Source organism: Luteibacter anthropi, assembly GCF_023699965.1.
GTDB classification, from domain to species: domain Bacteria; phylum Pseudomonadota; class Gammaproteobacteria; order Xanthomonadales; family Rhodanobacteraceae; genus Luteibacter; species Luteibacter anthropi.
On the sequence record NZ_CP077072.1, the window covers coordinates 1,568,820 to 1,586,690 of the forward strand.

A 17,871-nucleotide genomic window follows, 5' to 3' on the forward strand; every position below is an offset into this window, starting at 1 on the left:
TTCAGCCCTTTACGCTGCCAAGCAACAAGCCTTCAAGGTAATACCGCTGCAAGGCGAGGAACAACACAAGCACGGGAAGGATCGTCACCACCGAGCCGGCCATCATCAGTTCGCTGTCCTGCACGTGCTCGCGTGATAGCGACGCCAGTGCGATAGGCAGCGTGTAATGCTCCTGCCCGGTCAGCGCGATCAACGGCCACATGAAGTCGTTCCATGCGGCCAGGAAGGTAAAGATCGCCAGCGTCACCATGATGGGTTTGAGCAGCGGCATCACGATGGTGGCGAAGATGCGGAATTCGCCGGCACCGTCGATCCGGGCGGCTTCCAGAAGATCGTTGGGGATACCGCTCGCATACTGGCGTACGAGGAAAATGCCGAAGATCGTCGCCAGCGCGGGCACGATGATCGCACCGTAGGTATTCACCAGCCCCATGTACTTCAACAACAGGAACAGGGGCAGCATCGCTACCTGGGCGGGAATAACCAGCGCGCCGAGCAGCCCCTGGAACAGCTTCTGCCGTCCGGTGAACTCCAGCTTGGCGAAGGCATAACCCGCCATCAGGTTGAAAGCCAGCGAGATCACCGTGATGGCGGTGGAAATCAGCAGGCTGTTGAACAGGTAACGCCCCATGCCGGCATTCATGAACAGCTGGCGATAGTTCGCCAGCGTCGGGTGGTCGGGCAGGATGGGCGGCGGCAGTGCGCTGGCCTCACCCGGTGTCATGAACGACACCGACAGCATGTACAGCAGCGGCGCAAGGGCGATGGCCGCCCAGGCGATAAGCAGGCCATTGATCACGGCCTTGGCACTACGCGGACTCATGCGGCTTCTCCCCGCTTCGACAGGCGAAGCATCGTGGCGGTAACCGCGAACATGATCGCGAACAGGATGAAGGCCACGGCGGAGGCGGAGCCGAGATTCCACCACTTGAAGCCTTCTTCGTACATCAGGTAAAGCACCGAGGTCGTGCTTTGCAGCGGGCCGCCTTCGGTCATCACATACGGCTCGGCAAACAGCTGGAAATAGCCAGAGACGGTGAGGATGCTCACCATGGTCATCGTCGGCTTCAGCATGGGCAGCGTGATATGGCGGAACTGCGCCCAGGCCGACGCGCCGTCGATGCGCGCGGCTTCGTAAAGATCACCCGGAATCGCCTGCAGGCCCGCCATGAAGATGATCATGTTGTAGCCGAAGTTCTTCCACACGGCGAACAGGATGATCGTGGGCATCGCCCAGTGCGGGTCACCCAGCCAGTCCACGGTGGGCATGCCGATGGAATCCAGTGCGTAGTTGATCAGGCCGTACTTCGTGTTGAACAGGTAACGCCAGATCACCGCCACGGCGACCACCGTCGTCACCACGGGCGCGAACAACGCCGTACGGAAGAACGGCTTGAACCGGGCCAGGGGCGAATTGAGCAGCATGGCTGCACCAAGCGAAGCCAGCAGCGATAGCGGCACGCCCACCACCACGAAATACACGGTGTGCCCCAGCGCAGACCAGAACAGGGGGCGGTGCAGCAGGGTCCAGTAGTTGTCCAGCGCAATGAAGCGCAGGTTGCGGATATCCGCCAGCGCGTAGAGGTCGTAGTCGGTCAGTGACAGCGCCAGCGCGGCGATCACCGGCAGCAGGAAGAACAGACCGAGGATGACCAGGGCGGGGGTGATGAAGATCCAGGCGGCGCGTGAGGGCTTCATGGGGTTGCCTTGTGGCCGTGGTCGAGCATCCAGCGGCGTTTCTCCAGCAGGCGGTCGGCGCGGCGATCAATTTCCGCGGCGGCCTCGTCGACGGTGATATCGCCATGGGCGGCCTGCGCGGCCACCAGCTGCATCTCCGTGACGATGCGTTCCCACTCGGCCACCTGGGGCGTGGGTTTCACGCGCTCAAGCTGCTCGCGGAACGCGGTGGCCTTGTCGTCATGGCGCAAGGCCGGGGCGTCCCAAGACGAACGGCGCGGCGGCATGTCGCCCAGGATGGCGTAGAAGCGCTCCTGGATATCGGGACGGGAGAGGAACTCCACCAGCGCCCAGGCCTCGTCCTTGTGCTTTGACGCCTTGTAGATCACGAGGCTGGAACCGCCGGCATTCGATGCGCCAGGGCCATCCGGTCCGGGGAGCGGCGTGGTTCCCCAGTCGTCCTGTTGCTCCGCAGGCAGGCGCTTGCGGAATTCGCCGATGTTCCACGGGCCCGATAGATAGAACGCATAGAAGCCCTGTCCGAATGCTGCCCACGGATTGCCGATGCCGACGTTGGTCATCATTGGGGCCTGCTGGTCGCGGAAAATCGAGACGTAATAAGCCAGCGCCTTGCGGAAGCCCGCGCTGCGGAAATTGCCGTAGCGGCCATCGTCACGCAGCAGCGGTTCGTCCTGCTGCAGGGCCAGCGCGAGCAGTTGCTCGAATTCATTGGTGGGCAGCAGCACGCCATACGCCTGGCCCTTCGGCTGGGCCAGCTTCGCCATCATGGCCTGCCACTCGGCCCAGTCGCGCGGAGGATGGTCGTAGCCAGCCCTGGCCAGCAGGTCCTTGCGGTAAAACAGCAGGCGTGTATCGACATACCAGGGCACGCCATACAGGGTGCCGTCGATGACATTGGTTGACCAGATCGCCGGGAAATAATCCTTTGGATCCACGACGCGGGATGCCGCGACGCGCTTGTCCAGTGGTTCGAGGGCACCCAGGGCCACCATTTCCGGAATCCAGGTATTACCCAGCTGCGTGATGTCCGGTGTGGAATCGCCGGCATAGGCCGTCAGCAGTTTCTGGTGCGCGGCCGTGAGCGGAAGCTGCTGCACGACGACATGCAGGCCGGGGTGCTCGCGTTCGAACTCCGGTAACAACTGGCGCACGGCTTCGCCTTCGCGGCCGATGGTCCAGAACTGCAATTCACGCGTCCCTGTGTCGGTCTTGCCGCAAGCGGTGGCAAGACAGGCGAACGCCAGGAACAGCGCGGTAGCGAACGACTTCACCACAGCTCGGCCGCCGTGTCCGCGTCGAGCCAGCCGCTGCTGAAGCCTGCGCGTTGCAGACCCTTGCGGATATACGGATTGCGCTTCATCACGTTCCAGACGAAGTCGCTGCGGTAGTTCTCGATCATCAGCACGATCGGACCCTGGTCGATGCCAAGGTGCACCGTGTCGGCCCAGCCGAAGCCCGGCACGACGCGCCCGGTGCGCAGGTCCGTATGGGTATCGAAGCTGAGGTTGAAGGCATCCACGAAACCGTATTTGGTATAGATGTACTGGCCGTAGCGCTTCTTCATCTCTTCCAGCGCAGGAATCACGATCTCCGGTGCGAAGGCAATCGAGCCACCGGCCGCCGTCGGCACGATGGTGCCGTCGTCCGAGATGTAGTCGAGACCGGCGCCGCGCGCCGTATAGCCGTGGAAAGTGCGCTCCTTGTCACCCTGCTTCACGATCAGGCCGCCGGGGCCGTTGCTGGCCGTGAGACCCCAGACATCCTTGCCGTAGCCCTTCCAGCCGCCGGGGTTGGCGATGGCATAGGCCTGCTGCGAATAGGTGGCGCGGCGGCTGTTCTCGAAATAATCGAGGTTGTGCTCGCGGTTCCATTCGTCACGGATGCCACGGAAGTCCACCCAGGTATGGCTGTACTGGTGACCGAACATCGGTGCGAAGTTCAGGAAGGTCTGGCCGTGGAATTCGCCCCAGGTCTTGTCGTAGGTCTTCGTCCAGGCGGACCAGGCATCGTCGCCCACCGGATGCGTGGGAGAGCCGAGCGCGAGGATATAGACGAGCATGCCTTCGTTATAGCCCTCCCAGTCATGCGGGATGGTGCGGCCGCCCGGCGTCCAGCCCATGCTGATCAGCGGTGAACGCTTCTGCAGCCAGGTCCAGTCGATGCCGCGATAGATGGCGTCGGCAAGCTCGCGGATTTCCTTTTCCTTTGGCGTGTCATGGTCGTAGTAGCTTTGTGCGAACAGCACGCCACCCAGCAACAAGGTCGTGTCCACCGACGACACTTCGACCCAGTTGGCAAAGCGCTTGCCGGTCTTCATGTCGAGGAAGTGATAGAAGAAGCCGTGGTTGCCCGTTTCGCCCTCTTCGGCATCGCCTTGCGGCGCGTTCTTGAAGAAGCGCAGCGTGGCCAGCGTGCGATCGATGGCCTGGTCGCGGGTGATCCAGCCACGCTCCACGCCCACGCCATAGGTGGTGAGGCCAAAACCCACGGCGGCGATGGAGGCGAACGAATCGCCGGGGTAATGATCGGGAATGAGCCCGTTCTCCGGGTTACCACTGTCCCAGAACCACTGGAAGCTGCGCTTCTGCAGGTCGGCGATGGTCGCCGGAATGGCATGCGGTTCGCTCGCCACCGCATGGTGCGTGGCACGGGCTTCGGCTTTCTGGGCCATCGAGAACGGTGCGACGGTGGCCAGCAGAACGCCCAGGGCGACGGAGAGGCTTTTCTTCATGGAGGCTTGCATGGCGATCCTTGGAGGAGGCGGTCACGAACGCCGTGGGGCCGGCGGTATACGGGTAAAACGGATGGCGATGGACGTTAGCATGGTGGTGCAAACGTTTACATTGCCGTGTGGAAAAATCTCCGTTCCGTCACTCCGTTGCCTTCGAATCAGCGGAGTGACGGACGAAGCGATGCATCAGAAGCTGTAACGCGCACCGACCTGATAACTGCGGGTCACGCCCACGATGCAGGCTGGTTGGCCGAAGTTGGGCTCGGTAACGAGCGTGGTATAGCAACCGTAGTTCTTGAAGTTGAAGACGTTGAACGCGTCGGCGCGTAATTCCAGTGCCTGGGTGCCGGCGAAGCGGAAGGTCTTCGACAAGGCGAGGTCGACGTTGCGGTAACCCCAGGCATTGGGAATGATGAAGTTGCCCTTCTTCGGTGCGGCAGCGCCGATATGCGTGCCCCGGTTGGGGTCGTTGTATGCCGTGCCGTAGGCCACGTCGTATGGATCGCCCGAACCCAGGGTGATGAGTGTGCTGAGCTTGATATCCCAGGGCAGCTTGACCGAGCCGTTCATCACCAGGCGATTGCGCTCGGCAGTGCGACCGCCGGGATAGGCGCCCGGGGTGGCATAGTCGAGCGAATAGGCATCGTTGCCCTGCTTCTTCGCATCGGTATAGGTATAGGCGATGCCCACGCCCCAGCCGGATTCGTCGGTATACGGCTTGTCGATGCCGATCAGCACGGAGCTGGACGAATATTTCTTCGTCGTATTGATCAGCACCGTGTTGTACGGGCCTACGGGTACGGAGGTGTAATCGGGACCAGGACGATTGCCGAAGATCCAGGTGAACTGGCGATAGCCCAGCATACGGCTCAACGTGAGTGAGCCCACCCAGTCGCCCATGACCTGGCGCACGCCGACACTGAACTGGTCGGTGAAAGGCGGCCGGGTCTTGTTGTTGAGCAGGTCCATCTCGCCGCCGCCCGGATTGCCGCCGCTGATCAGGCCATCGAGGCCGGCACGGGTAAGGTATTGCGACTGCCAGGGGATGGTGGCATTGCCTTCCTGGTTCGGCGCGCCGTTGGCCGAGAAGAAGAAGTTGTAGTACGGGAACTGCGCGTGAAACGACTCCTGGATGATGTTGTCGTACGGCGTGCGGTCGTAATACCGGCCGGCACCACCGAACAGGGTCGTGCTCTGGTCCCCGCTGGGGCTCACGTCGAGCGAGAAGCCCACCCGTGGCTGTATCTCACCCTTGTAAGCGCTGCGATTATGCCCGTTGCTTATGTAATCCTCGGATAGTCCAAGCGCTCGCACCACGGCGGCCTGGTCGGCGGGCGTCACGTAGAATCGGTTGATCGCGTTGGTCTCGTAGTCCCAGCGCACGCCGAGGTTGAGCTGCAGGCGGTCGGTGACGTCCCAGTCGTCCTGCACGTAGATGCCGTACTGCTTGTTCTTGAGGCTGGCGCGCTTGCCGGACGGTGAATACACGGCGGCATACGGGATATCCAGCCCATTCACTGAATCGGGCCGATAGGTGTACTGCGGGGTGAAGCTGTTGTTTTCGAGCAGGCGCTGGTTGACGGTGGCGATCTTCACGCCGGTCTTGATCACGTGCTGGCCATGCCAGTTGAGATCGTCGAAGGTCACGTCATCACGGATTGTGAAATTCGTCTGTTCCTTGCTCTGCAGGCCCGATGCGCCACCGATCTGCGCGATGCCCACGTAGTTCTGCGAGGGAATGTCCGGATTCACCGGGCGCGGGTTGTACTTGTAGAAACCCCGGTCGATCAGCACTTCGTTGACGAACGCATTGCCACGGTACTGCCACTTCAGGAGAAGGTCGGTGACCTTGTTCTCACGCACCTGCCGGGCATCGTATGCCGTGGTACCGCCGAAGTTGATCGTTTCCGAATCCTTTCGGTTGGAGTAACTGAGGTCGACGTCGTTCTTGTCGTCCGGGTGCCAGCTCAGCTTGCCGAAGTACACCTTTTCGTCGAAGGGTGCGGAATAAGTACCGTTGTACTGCTGGAAGCGGTCGGCATACCGTGGATTATTGATGAAGACGGTCTTGTTGGCGTCTTCCTTGTTGCCTTCGAAGTTGATGAAGAACTGCAGCTTGTCCTTGATGATGGGGCCGCCGAGCGACGCGCCGTACTGCTGGCGCCGGTACGCAGGCTTGCCGTCGCTGACCTTTCGCGAGAATTCATCCTGGGTGACCATGCCGCGGCTTTGCAGGAAGTCGTACACCGAGCCATGGAACTCGTTCGTGCCCGACTTGGTCACGGCTGACACGATGGCGGTGCCGGCCTGCTCGTACTCGGCCTTGTAGTTCTGCGTGAGAACGCGGAACTCCTGGATGGCTTCCTGCGAGAACGGATTGCCGCGCGAGGAATCCTGGCCGACCAGGCCACCCTGGAGGATATTGTTCTTCAGGCTGGCGCCGTCGATGAAGACATTGGTCTGGTTGCTCGGCTGGCCACCGGCGCTGAACGACTTCGAGTTCTTGTCCTTCGGCGTGCTCACGCCGGGGGTAAGGCCGGCGAAGTTAAGGAAGTTGCGCGAGTTCTGCGGAAGGTCGCGGATCTGCTGTGTGGTGATGTTGCCTGCCACTTCCGACGTACGCGTCTCGATCAGCGAATTCGCCGTGACGGTAAGGCCTTGCAGGTTGGCCGCATTCTCCGGCTTTACCGCGGCGCCGGCCACATCCATGTCCAGTACCAGCGACTGTCCGATCTGCACCGTCACCGTCTGGCTGGCCGTGGCGCCATTGGCGGTGGCATCGATGCGATAGGTGCCTGGCTGAAGTCCGGCGAGCGTATACGTGCCATTATCCCGCAGCGGTACACGTGCGACGGAGCCGTTACTCACACTCGTAGCGACCACCTCGCCCTTTGCCTGGGCGGGAGCATTATTCAGGTGGCCGCGGATGGTCGCCGTGCTGGACTGTGCGAACACGGGGACGGGAGCCACGGCGGCGGTCATCAGCCCGAGGGCGATGGCGACGTGCCTTGCAAGCTTCGCGTTGGTCTTTCCCATGATCAGTGCCTCTCGGTGAATGAGCGTTGCTGTCGGCCAGCCGTAAACGTTTACGGCTACATGGAACAAAAAAGGGCCGCTGGCGGCCCTTCCCTGCGCCATGTGAAACGAGGTCCGCGAACGGACCCCGGTTCCCGATGTGGCTTACGTCAGAACTTCAGGCCCACGGTGAAACGAGCGGTGCGCGGAACGAACGTGATGTTGCCGTGGCGGTTGTAGGTGACGCCGTTCGGGTTGAAGACGCCACCGCTACCCCAGTTGGCGGTGTAGTCGGCGTAGTTCTTCCAGTTGAAGAGATTGAGCACGTCGAAACGTGCGTAGATCTTGGTGTCCTTGTCGATCACGAAGTCCTTGGTCAGCTGGACGTCGATGTCGCGATAGCCCCAGATGTCGCCACCGATAAGGAACTTCGAGCCGCTGGGCGTGCCGACCGACGGGGTGCACTTGGCACCGTTGGCGGCGATGGCATCGAAGCAGGCATTGGCGGTGTACGGAATCGGTGTCGCAAGGGTCAGCTTGATGGACGCGTTCAGGCCCCAAGGCAGGTCCACGGCGGCCGTACCGACGAAGCGATGCTTCGACACGGCGTTCGAGGTAAGCACGGGGAATTCCTGGATGGTGGGCTCTTCGAACGCATAGTGTTCGTTGATGTCGCGGTTCTGCTTGGCGTGCGAATAGGTGTACGCGAAGCTGGTGCTCCAGCCCGATTCCACCGTATAAGGCTTCTGCGCCGAGAGCAGCACCTGCGTCGTGCGCGTTGCAATACCGTTGTTGCCTATGATCAGGCCGCCGAGACCCGGAATGCCGCGGTTCCAGGCAGCCTCGCCGGTGTGATCGACACCATCGGTGAAGTACTTGTTGTCAGCGGGGGTGGCGAAGTAATTGCCTCCCGGGAAGCGATTGCCGAGCGTGAAAGCAAAGCCATCCCGGCTGATGACGCGCGACACGGTGGCGTCGGTAATCCACTCGCCGATCGTGTTGGACATGCCCAGGCTGAACTGGTCCGAATACGGTGCCTTCAGCTTGTTGTTCATCATGTCCACTTCCTGGCCGCTGTTCGGACCGATGGCCAGCCCTTCTAGTGCGGCCTGTCCCTGCAGCAGGGCCGGGTTCCATGCGATGCAGTTAGACTGCGAGAGATCACAGCCATGGCCTGGCACGTTGAAGAACAGGTTGGTCTGCGGCAGCGAAAGTTTGGTCTGTTCGAGCTGGAGGTAGTCGTACAGGTTGCGGTCGTAGGCACGGCCGGCACCACCGTGGATCACATGCGCCTCGTCCGCGAATACGTCGTACGAGAAGCCCAGGCGCGGCTGCCATGCACCACGGAACGAGCGACGGTTATGGCCGTTGCTGATGTAATCGTTGATGTTGATGCCGCCGGCGGCAAGCGTCTGCCGGAACGTCTGACCGGCCGGGGCGCCCGGGTCCTGCGAGTCGATGGCATCGAGCACGCGCTGGGGCGTCACGTAGTTCACGTACGACGGCGTCACTTCGTAATCCCAGCGCACGCCGAGGTTCAGCGTGAGGTGGTCGTTCACCGTCCAGTCGTCCTGGGCGAACATGCCGTACTGACGTGCTGTCGTCTGCGCGATACCGCTTTCGCCGGGCACGCGCTGTGCGTAGAACGCCTTCCAGGGCACCGGGGAGGTGCCGTTCTGTGAGGTCACGTCGTAGTAGAACTGCGGGTTGTTGGCTGCGGCATCTTCCGCGCGCAGTTCGACGGACTTGAACTTGTAGCCGAACTTGACGACGTGGTCGCCCTTCCATTCAAGGTCATTGAACGTGAAGGTATCCGAGATGCTCGGGCCTTCCTGGCTCTTGTTCTGCGTGGCGCGCGGATCGGCCGAGCCCGTGTTGAGGATGATGTTGTCCTGGTCCAGGCGCGACGTATAGATGGAGCCTGGCGCATCGTTGAACGCCGAAGCCTTCACGAACGCGTTCTCGTACGTGAACATCAATTCGTTGAACCAGCTCTCGCCACTGTGCTGCCACTTGAACGTGCCGCGGGTGTCGTGATTGGTGTTGTTCAGGCCGGTGGTCGCCGCCAGGCCGGTACCGATGCCGCCGACCTGCGTCTCGCGGCGCACCTGGGTGCTGAGCTCGATGCGATCGCGATCGGTCAGTTCCCAGTCGATCTTGCCGAAGTAAAGCTTCTCATTGAACGGAACGTTCGCCGGGCCCAGCTGCGCGCGCGCGCTCGCCGGCAGGAAATTACCCGGGTCCTGTCCGTCGAAGTGGCTGATGTTGGCGCTGTTGGGCACCACCGTGACCGGCGTATCGAACTTCTTCTGCTCGAAGGCCACGAAGAAGTGCATCTTGTCCTTGATGATCGGACCGCCGAACGCGAAGCCGTATTCCTTCGACTCCGACTCCGCCTTGGAACCGGCGTACTTCTCGGCCGGCGTGCGATTGCGGAAGGCATCGTTGGTGTAGGTGCCGAAGACCTCGCCATGGAACTCGTTCGTGCCCGACTTGGTTTCCGCGGTGATCGCAGCGCTCGACACCTGGTCGTATTCGGCCTTGTAGTTCGAGGTGATCACCTTGTACTGGCCGATGGCCAGCTGCGGGAACGGGTTGCCCTGGCTGCCGCTCTGGCCGGAGACGCCGCCCTGCTTCACGTAGCTCTTCTGGCTGACGCCATCGATGTAGACGTTCGCGGAACTGTCGTTCATCGCGCCGCCGCGCAGCGACGTATTGCCCTTGTAGTCCACGCTGAACACCATGCCCGGCACGGTGTCGGCGAATTCGAGGAAGTTGCGCGATACCTGCGGAATGGTGGCGATCTGGTGCAGCGAGATCGTCTGGCCGACTTCCGGCGTCTTCACTTCCTGGATCGTGGTGGCCGCAACGGACACCCCCTGCAGCGCCGTGGCGTCAGCGGCGCTCGCGGACGTGGCGGCTGCCGGGGCGGTGATGTTCACCGTGGCGATCGAGGCCACCTGCAGCGTCACGTCCTGCTCGGTGCCGGGACCGGCATCGACGCGATAGGTGGCCGGGGGAAGGCCGCTGATGACATAGGAGCCATCGTCGTTGGCGGTCGCCTTGCGCGTCAGGCCCGTTGCCGGGTTGAACACGGTGACGTTGGCGCCGGGCGTGGCCTTGCCGCGCAGCGTGGCATTGGCCGACTGCGCATGAACGGACGACAGGCCTGCCGCGGCAACCGTGGCGGCGATGACACTGACCAACAGCTTTTTCTTCAACTGCATCGAAGCCTTCATGCTTCCCCTCTCCCAAAGTGAGTGTCGTTCCGATCCGTCATGCAGGGATCACGGTGGCGGTCCAAACGGACCCCGTCGCGCGTGGTCGAGCCACGTTCGTCATGGGCGATCTGCCCCGTATTCCCTGCGATACCGCGTTCGCGGACCGGCGTTGGCGTTTGAAATACTGCGGGTGCTGCTTGTCTTGCCGGGGGCGTCGCGGCACGACGCCCCCAAGGGCTGGCGAAACGGCGGTCAGCCCTTTCGCGTGCTCGCGTCGCGGCTGCCGGTGGAGGCGCGCACGACCAATTCGGTACCCACCACGATGCGTGGTTCGGGCGGGCTGTCTTCGTCGGCATCGATCATCCGCACCAGGCGCTCCAGTGCGGCTTCGCCAAGTTCGGCGATGCGCACGCGGACCGTGGTGAGTGGCGGCGACACGTAGCGCGCCATCGGGATGTCGTCGAAGCCGGCCACGGCGATGTCGTCGGGTACGCGGATGCCTGCTTCGGCCAGCGCGGACAGGCAGCCGATGGCCATCATGTCGTTGGCGGCGAAGATCGCATCAGGGCGTACGGCGGCTTCGAGCGCCTGCTTGCCTGCGTGATAGCCGGATTCCTCGGTGAAGTCGCCCGACAGCACCGTTGCGTATTCGCCCAGGCCGGCTTCGGTCATCGCCTCGCGGTAGCCGCGGCAGCGTTCCTGCACGTCGTGGTTCACTTCGGGGCCGGCGATGAAGACGATGCGGCGGCGGCCCTGCGAAAGCAGGTGCTCCACCATAGCGCGGGCGCCACCGTAATCGTCGACGTCGATGGCGGCATGTCGCTCGGAGCGCACGTGGCTGTTGATCAGCACGGTCGGCAGCACGATGGGCAGGCTTTCGTCGAGGAAGACCCGGTCGGCATGCGGCGACATCACCAGCAGGCCATCCACGCGGCCCTGCATGGCCCGCAGCGCGATGGCCGCCTCGGTGGCATCGCCGTGGGAACTGGATACCAGCAAGTAGAGCCCACGGGCACGCGCGGCCAGATCGATACCGCGGATCAGCTCGGAGAAGAACGCGCCATGCAGGTCGGGCAGCAGGGCCCCGATGGTCTGGGTGCGCCGGGTGATCAGGCTGCGTGCGGCGTTGTGCGGCACGTAACGCAGGCGGGTCGCCACTTCACGGATACGCTTCTGGGTTTCGGCGGTGACGCCGGTGTGCCCGTTGAGCGCGCGCGAGACCGAGGCCACGGATACGTTGGCCATTCTCGCGACGTCTTTGATCGTCACACTCACGTGTCTTCTCGCCCTTTCCCCTGCCGCAGAGGGCATGTGGGCGCGCAACGTAAACGTTTTCACGCAAGCTGTAAAGCCTGATAAATCAATAGCTTGTTGCGATGCACGAGTAACGGGGGTTACGTGCTGCGGCCCCCTCGGGAGGACACCGAAAAATCTTTCGGTGTCAGTTGCTTGGGTGCGCCGGAAACGCATGTTGCGGTGCAGCACGCGTTTCCACGCGCTTTTCACCAGCCTGAATGCCTGTCGTGGCTATCGGTTCCCGATGTAGGCCCTTCGACGGGGACCGGGATAACTCATGCGGCCTGCGTTTCGTCGCCGTGACGATGGCGATCCGTGCGCCCACCGAACCAGACACTGCACGGGTCGCCCGCTCGCGCGCGCCGCCGCGTGGCGATGCCGAGCCAGCCGAAGCCCAGGCCCATGGCGATAGCCACCAGATCGACACCGATGACGTCGTAACGGCCATCGGCCAGCGTGCGAAGCAGGCGATCGCCATGCAGGATCATGTCGAGCACGCCGACCGCAACGCTCAGCAGGGCCGTGGCGAACAGCAGGTCCACGGCGGCACGCGCCGGACGGCGCACGAAGGTCCAGATCACGGCGACTGCCACGGCAATGAAGAAGACTGGCTGCACGAAGGCGGTGGGCGCATAGCCCGCGTACGACCCGAGCAGGTTGGCGACGAAGACCACCGAGATGCCGAAACAGGTGCCCAGGCACACGCCCACGGTGGCCGTTGCCATGGCGCGTACCTTCAGCGGCTGGTCTACCTGACGACGTTTGCGGCGTGTCTCGATGTAGAGCAGGTTGCCCGAGTAGAACAGGAACGCACCGGCCAGCCCGAGCAGGAAGTACAGCCAGCGCAACGACAGGCTGCCGAAGGTGCCGAAATGCAGGCCGAAGATCGCCGAGTACGTGGCGTGGTTGGCATCGCGCGTGCCGCTGACCTGCACCTGGAGGACGTGACCATCGGTGGCATCCAGGGCCACCATGCCGTATTCGCCGAGCGTCTTCGTCGATGTGCCACGTACTTCGGCGGCAGCGCCCGGCTTGCCGTAATGCATGTAGCGCATGTAATCCGGATGGAAGTCCGCCGCACCGGCTTCCATGGCGGCGCGGCGCGCACGCTGCGCGAGTTCCGTCGGCGACAGCATCACGGCGTGGCCGTCCTTCGCCTCCACCGCCGGCATGGCGCTGGTCATGCGCTCGAAGGCGGGCATGAGCCTGCCGTCGAAGGCGAGCGTGTTGAACGCCAGCAGCGCAACGGACGTCAGGCAGAGCAAGGCACCGGTGATGGCGAAGATGATGTGGAACGGCAGGCTGAGGATGCCGATGACGTTGTGCGCGTCCTGCCACAGGCGCTTGAGGTTGTGTCCCGGACGCAGCGCGAACAGCTCGCGCACGAGGTTGGGCAGGTGGATCAGCAGGCCCGTGAGCAGCGCCAAGCCGTAGATCACGCTCACCACGCCCATGAGGTAGAGGCCGGCCGTGGGAATACCCAGGTCGTAATGCAGCTCGTACACGAAATCCGCGAGGCCGTGCTCGTGGTCTTCGGTGCTGCGCGGCTGCGTGTCAGCCAGCGTCTGCGTCTTCCAGCCGTCCTTGTCCATCCAGTACGCGGCGATCTCGTGCGAGGGATGATCGGCCGGGTAGGTCAGGCCGATCTGCTCGCTGGCCGCCGGGTGCTTCGCCACGATGTCCTTGAGCATATCGCCTGCGCGATCCAGCGAATCGGCGTGTGCCGCTTCGGCCTTCGGTAGCGCCCAGGTGTCGATTTCCTCGTGGAACATCGTCAGCGCGCCGGCATAGAAGGCGACGAACAGGGCGAAACCGGCCAGCAGGCCGGCCCACGTATGCACGGTGGTGAAGGTGCGCAGGGTGGCGGCTTTCATGGGATCAGAGTCCGGGCAGCGTGTGCTTGGCGAGGAACAGCGCCGCGAAGGCGAGGATATTGGCGGCCACGAGCCAGCCCCAGGCACGAAGCCCGCTGCGGAACAGGAAGGTGCAGGCCATCACGCCGATCCACAGCGGGAAGAACAGCACCAGCAGGGGAATGACGGCGCTCTCGCTGGAGCCGGGCCAGAGCCAGATCGCCAGGGAGACGATCGCGATGGACAGCGGAAAACCGAGCACGGCGCCGGCAAAGGTGCGGGCGAGCATCAGCGGGACCTCCGCTCACCGGCCGGCCGCAGCCACCAGCACAGGTAGGGGAACACCACGGCGCCGAACATCAGGGCGGTCAGCGCTGAGAAAATTCCCGGCAGCGTCGTTTCCCCGGCGACCCAGGCCACGAGGGCCAGCACCGCGAACACGCCCGCCAGCCAGCGGGCGGCCCGGCCCAGCGGGCGCGCCATCGCCCGCTGGTGGGGCGAGGCGAGATAGACAAGGAGCATGGCGACGAAAGCCGCCGCGCAGCCGAGGAGATTCATGGAAGTGGCCGGCCGGGACGATGATTGATAATTGTTATCATTCGTGTCGGAGCGGTCAAACTTTGATCGTTCTGCCCCGCGCCCTGGTCGTTTTATGACCGCTGCTCAACTTTTGACCAAACCTTCCGCTAACTGAACATGGGGGTTTGGTAAAACTGGCGTTAACGACGGCCGTTAAATTAGAATTAAACCCCTAGTTCGGTCACGGCAGTGCAGCACTTTCTTTCGCACTGCAACAGGAATCGCCCATAAGTTTCTGACGTCGCAGCCATGTTGATCAGCATCCTCCTTGCCAGCTCGATCGCCCTCCTCGCCCTTGTGGCGGCGTCGGTGCGCCGTGTCCCCGAGGGGCAGGTCTACAGCGTGCGCCGGCTTGGCCGCACCCCTGCGCTGCTCACCACGGGCACGCACTTCCTCGTTCCACTGCTCGACAAGGTCACCCACAAGATCGACCTGGGTGGCCAGGTGCTGCGCTTCGACGGCGGCACGGTCTACTGGCAGGTGCTGGAGCCCGAAGTGGCCGATGAAGTGATCGACGAGGCACCGGACATGATCCGCCGCAACGTGGTGGCCGCCCTGCGCGACAGCGCCACGGCCCACCCGGCCGACCGCCGCGCCGTCGGCACCCAGCTCAAGCACGCCGTCAACGGCTCGCTGCGTTCGCGCGGCATGCTGGTCACCCGCGTCGAACTCGACGCCGCCTGAGGCGAAGGCAGCGGGCCTCAGCGCCGGTTGGTACGCAGGATCGTCCGCATCGTCTCCGGAGAGGTCGGAGACTCACCCGTCCCCTCGGGCGTTTCGTAAGGGGGCTCGTCGACACGCTTGTCCACGGGCGGGGCTTCCACGGCCTGAGCTGCCGGGCCGTGCGCTCGCTCGGCCTTGCGGGCTTTCCACGCCGCGAATTCCTCATCGCTCATGTCTGCCGATTTGTAGACGATCTCTTCTGCAAGCGGCGTGGGCTTCGCTTGCATGCTGTCACGGGGCTTGTGGGGTGCCACGTGGACGGGGTCGGGCGCTGGCCGGGCCACGTCAGGCTTGCTTGCTTTCGCAGAGGCGATGCCTGCTTTAGGAGGCGCTACCTGGGGCGATTCGACGGGTTTGTTTTCAGGTGCGGGCGTTTTACTTGCCACCGTCGTGGATGGCCGGATCGTAACGATCAGGGCCACGGTCGCAGCGAGCATCGTGCACGCGGCCAGTGCCAGCCACACGCCACGTCGTGATGTCAGCGGCGCTACGGGGCGGCTCGTGATGGAGTTTCCGCGTACTTCACGATAGGCATCGGGGCGGGTGATCGATACCGGGGCATCCTCGACAGAAGGAGCCTGTCGCAGAATGGACATCGTCGGGTGTACCTCGGCGTCGGATGCCGGGGGAATGGGCTGCGTCTTGTCCAGCAACCAGGATAGATGAGGAGCAATCATGCTTCTCAGCTTCTTGCCATCGATCAGCTCTACGCCATTCGCGTCGGCGGTTTTCTTCGCCGCGTCCTTGAACTGCCCCGAATTGACGACGATACAGCCCTGAGCCTTCTCCTCGGTTCGCAAGCCGGCAAGCTGCGCCACCGGGTTATAGGGAACCTGGTAGACCTTGTGGTGTTTGCAGTCCACGATGATCCGCCGTCCCGATTTTTCAAGGACGAGGTCTACGCCGCCATCCACGATGGATCTGCCTTGACCCGTTCCCCGATGGGCGACCTGGAAGCCCTGGTACGTAAACCAGCGCGCCATGACACGCTCGAACTCCTTCCAGTCGATACGCGCCAGCGCATCGTTGAAACGGTAGTCGTCACTGACTTCGACTGCCCCGGGTGGGGCATTCCGTTTGCCTGCCATGAACGCTCCTTGTCGGAATCTTCGATGCCGGGACGGTAGCGGGTTTGGACTGGGCCAACCATACTTCGCAGCCAGCCGTGACACCGGAACCTGCGCATGACGACCCGCGAAGCCCTTCAAGACCAGCTCCAGCGCGGCATCGCCGACCTGCGCCTGACCCTGCCGGAGGGCGCCGTGGAGCGCCTGCTCGATTATCGCGAGCTGCTTGAGCGCTGGAATTCGGCCTACAACCTCACCGCCATCCGCGACGACCGCAAGATGATCGCGCGCCATCTGCTGGATTCGCTCACGATCCTGCCGTATGTGCATGGCCGCACGCTGGCCGACCTGGGCACCGGTCCGGGGCTGCCCGGCATTCCGCTGGCCATCGCCGAGCCGGCGCGCGAGGTGCTGATGGTGGACTCCAACGGCAAGAAGGTCCGTTTCCTGCGCGAGGCGACCCGTTCGCTGAAGCTCGGCAATGCGCGTGCCTTGCAGAGTCGTGTCGAAGAGGTCGAGGGCACGTTCGAATGCATCACGGCCCGCGCTTTTGCCTCCCTGGCCGACATGCTCGGCTGGGGTGGGCATCTGCTGGCTCCCGGGGGCACCTGGCTGGCCATGAAGGGCAAGCACCCGGCCGAGGAACTGGACGGGGTGCCGGCCGGCTTCCGGGTGGAGGCGATCCATACGCTTTCGGTGCCGGGGGTGGAGGGTGAAAGGCACCTGGTGGTGATACGGCGGGGGTGACAGGGGCTGTCGAGCGCAAGGCGCGCTCCTACAGGGGGCTGGGATGCTAACCTAGCGCCCTTTCCGCGCACGGCAGCAAACCACACTCCATGGCTCGCATCATCGCAGTCGCCAATCAGAAAGGCGGCGTCGGCAAGACCACTACCTCCGTGAACCTCGCCGCGGCCCTTGCCGCTGCGAAGCGCAAGGTGCTGCTTGTCGACCTGGACCCGCAGGGCAACGCCACCATGGCGTCGGGTGTGGACAAGTACGAAACCAAGCCCAACGGCTGCGAAGTGCTGATGGACGAAGTGCCCATCCGCGATGTCCTGGTGCGTACCGAAGCCGGCTTCGACCTGCTGCCGGGCAATGGCGACCTCACCGCCGCCGAGCTGAAGCTCATGGACGGCATGGCGCGCGAGCACCGCCTGAAAGAGCAGCTCGCCAAGGTCGCCGGCGATTACCACACGATCATCATCGACTGCCCGCCCACGCTGCACCTGCTCACGCTCAATGCGCTGACAGCCGCCGATGGCGTGCTGATTCCGGTGCAGTGCGAGTATTTCGCGCTGGAAGGCCTGTCGAGCCTGCTCGATACCATCAGCGCCGTGCGCCAGCGCCTGAACCCGGCACTGGAAGTCGAAGGCCTGCTGCGCACCATGTACGACGTGCGCAACAACCTCGGCAACGAGGTTTCGGCCCAGCTCACCCAGCATTTCGGCGACCAGGTGCTGCGCTCGATCATCCCGCGTAACGTGCGCCTGGCCGAAGCGCCCAGTCATGGGCAGCCCATCCATCTGTACGATCGCGGTTCGCGCGGCGCCATCGCCTATATCGGCCTGGCCGGCGAAATCATCCGTCGCGATCGCGTCCGTAGCCAGGGCGCGGCGGCAGACGATGCCCCTGTCGAAGCCGCCACGGCGGATACCGGCACCGACGATCCGGCGCAGACGCCTTAAGGA

Annotated in this window: 14 protein-coding genes; 3 read left to right on the plus strand and 11 right to left on the minus strand. The window is 63.5% G+C overall.

From position 1 onward, the window contains the following. Position 1 precedes the first annotated feature (1 nt). From KR767_RS07080 to KR767_RS07125, 10 genes are all read right to left on the minus strand, one after another. Positions 2-823, minus strand: coding sequence for a carbohydrate ABC transporter permease (locus tag KR767_RS07080; RefSeq protein WP_250878609.1), 822 nt, complete (start codon positions 821-823; stop codon positions 2-4). After that, on the minus strand, positions 820-1,698 hold the full coding sequence (locus KR767_RS07085) for a carbohydrate ABC transporter permease (protein ID WP_250878610.1): 879 nt from the start codon (positions 1,696-1,698) through the stop codon (positions 820-822). Before KR767_RS07085 ends, KR767_RS07080 begins: the two co-directional genes overlap by 4 nt. Beyond that, positions 1,695-2,969 (minus strand): sugar ABC transporter substrate-binding protein, encoded by a 1,275-nt coding sequence (locus tag KR767_RS07090; protein WP_250878611.1) that lies wholly within the window; start codon positions 2,967-2,969, stop codon positions 1,695-1,697. The genes KR767_RS07085 and KR767_RS07090 overlap by 4 nt, the downstream gene beginning before the upstream one ends. Continuing rightward, entirely contained in the window at positions 2,966-4,441 is a 1,476-nt protein-coding gene (locus KR767_RS07095; protein WP_250878612.1) for a glucoamylase family protein, read from the minus strand. Before KR767_RS07095 ends, KR767_RS07090 begins: the two co-directional genes overlap by 4 nt. Positions 4,442-4,615: 174 nt before the next feature. After that, positions 4,616-7,465: a TonB-dependent receptor gene (locus KR767_RS07100; RefSeq protein ID WP_250878613.1), complete on the minus strand. Its 2,850-nt coding sequence runs from the start codon at positions 7,463-7,465 to the stop codon at positions 4,616-4,618. A gap of 149 nt (positions 7,466-7,614) precedes the next feature. Then, positions 7,615-10,683, minus strand: coding sequence for a TonB-dependent receptor (locus KR767_RS07105; protein ID WP_486624467.1), 3,069 nt, complete (start codon positions 10,681-10,683; stop codon positions 7,615-7,617). 234 nt (positions 10,684-10,917) lie between these two features. Continuing rightward, on the minus strand, positions 10,918-11,910 hold the full coding sequence (locus KR767_RS07110; protein ID WP_243852930.1) for a LacI family DNA-binding transcriptional regulator: 993 nt from the start codon (positions 11,908-11,910) through the stop codon (positions 10,918-10,920). Between the two features lie 326 nt (positions 11,911-12,236). Further along, positions 12,237-13,835, minus strand: coding sequence for a PepSY-associated TM helix domain-containing protein (locus KR767_RS07115; RefSeq protein ID WP_166945777.1), 1,599 nt, complete (start codon positions 13,833-13,835; stop codon positions 12,237-12,239). Positions 13,836-13,839: 4 nt separating this feature from the next. Then, positions 13,840-14,103 carry a hypothetical protein gene (locus KR767_RS07120; protein ID WP_166945779.1) on the minus strand — a complete coding sequence of 88 codons (264 nt, stop codon included), beginning with the start codon at positions 14,101-14,103 and terminating at the stop codon, positions 13,840-13,842. Then, positions 14,103-14,372 (minus strand): hypothetical protein, encoded by a 270-nt coding sequence (locus KR767_RS07125; RefSeq protein ID WP_250878615.1) that lies wholly within the window; start codon positions 14,370-14,372, stop codon positions 14,103-14,105. Before KR767_RS07125 ends, KR767_RS07120 begins: the two co-directional genes overlap by 1 nt. Before the next feature lie 270 nt (positions 14,373-14,642). On the opposite strand from KR767_RS07125, the gene KR767_RS07130 reads away from it, so the two are divergent. Beyond that, positions 14,643-15,077: an SPFH domain-containing protein gene (locus KR767_RS07130; protein ID WP_250878616.1), complete on the plus strand. Its 435-nt coding sequence runs from the start codon at positions 14,643-14,645 to the stop codon at positions 15,075-15,077. A 17-nt stretch (positions 15,078-15,094) separates the two neighbouring features. Here the strand turns inward: KR767_RS07130 and KR767_RS07135 are convergent, their stop codons facing one another. Further along, a complete protein-coding gene (locus KR767_RS07135) occupies positions 15,095-16,204 on the minus strand; it encodes a restriction endonuclease (RefSeq protein WP_250878617.1) in 1,110 nt (369 codons plus the stop codon). Between the two features lie 96 nt (positions 16,205-16,300). On the opposite strand from KR767_RS07135, the gene rsmG reads away from it, so the two are divergent. Both rsmG and KR767_RS07145 read left to right on the plus strand, forming a co-directional pair. After that, a complete protein-coding gene (gene rsmG, locus KR767_RS07140; protein ID WP_250878618.1) occupies positions 16,301-16,930 on the plus strand; it encodes a 16S rRNA (guanine(527)-N(7))-methyltransferase RsmG in 630 nt (209 codons plus the stop codon). Positions 16,931-17,019: 89 nt separating this feature from the next. Then, a complete protein-coding gene (locus tag KR767_RS07145; RefSeq protein ID WP_166945787.1) occupies positions 17,020-17,868 on the plus strand; it encodes a ParA family protein in 849 nt (282 codons plus the stop codon). Positions 17,869-17,871: the final 3 nt, after the last annotated feature.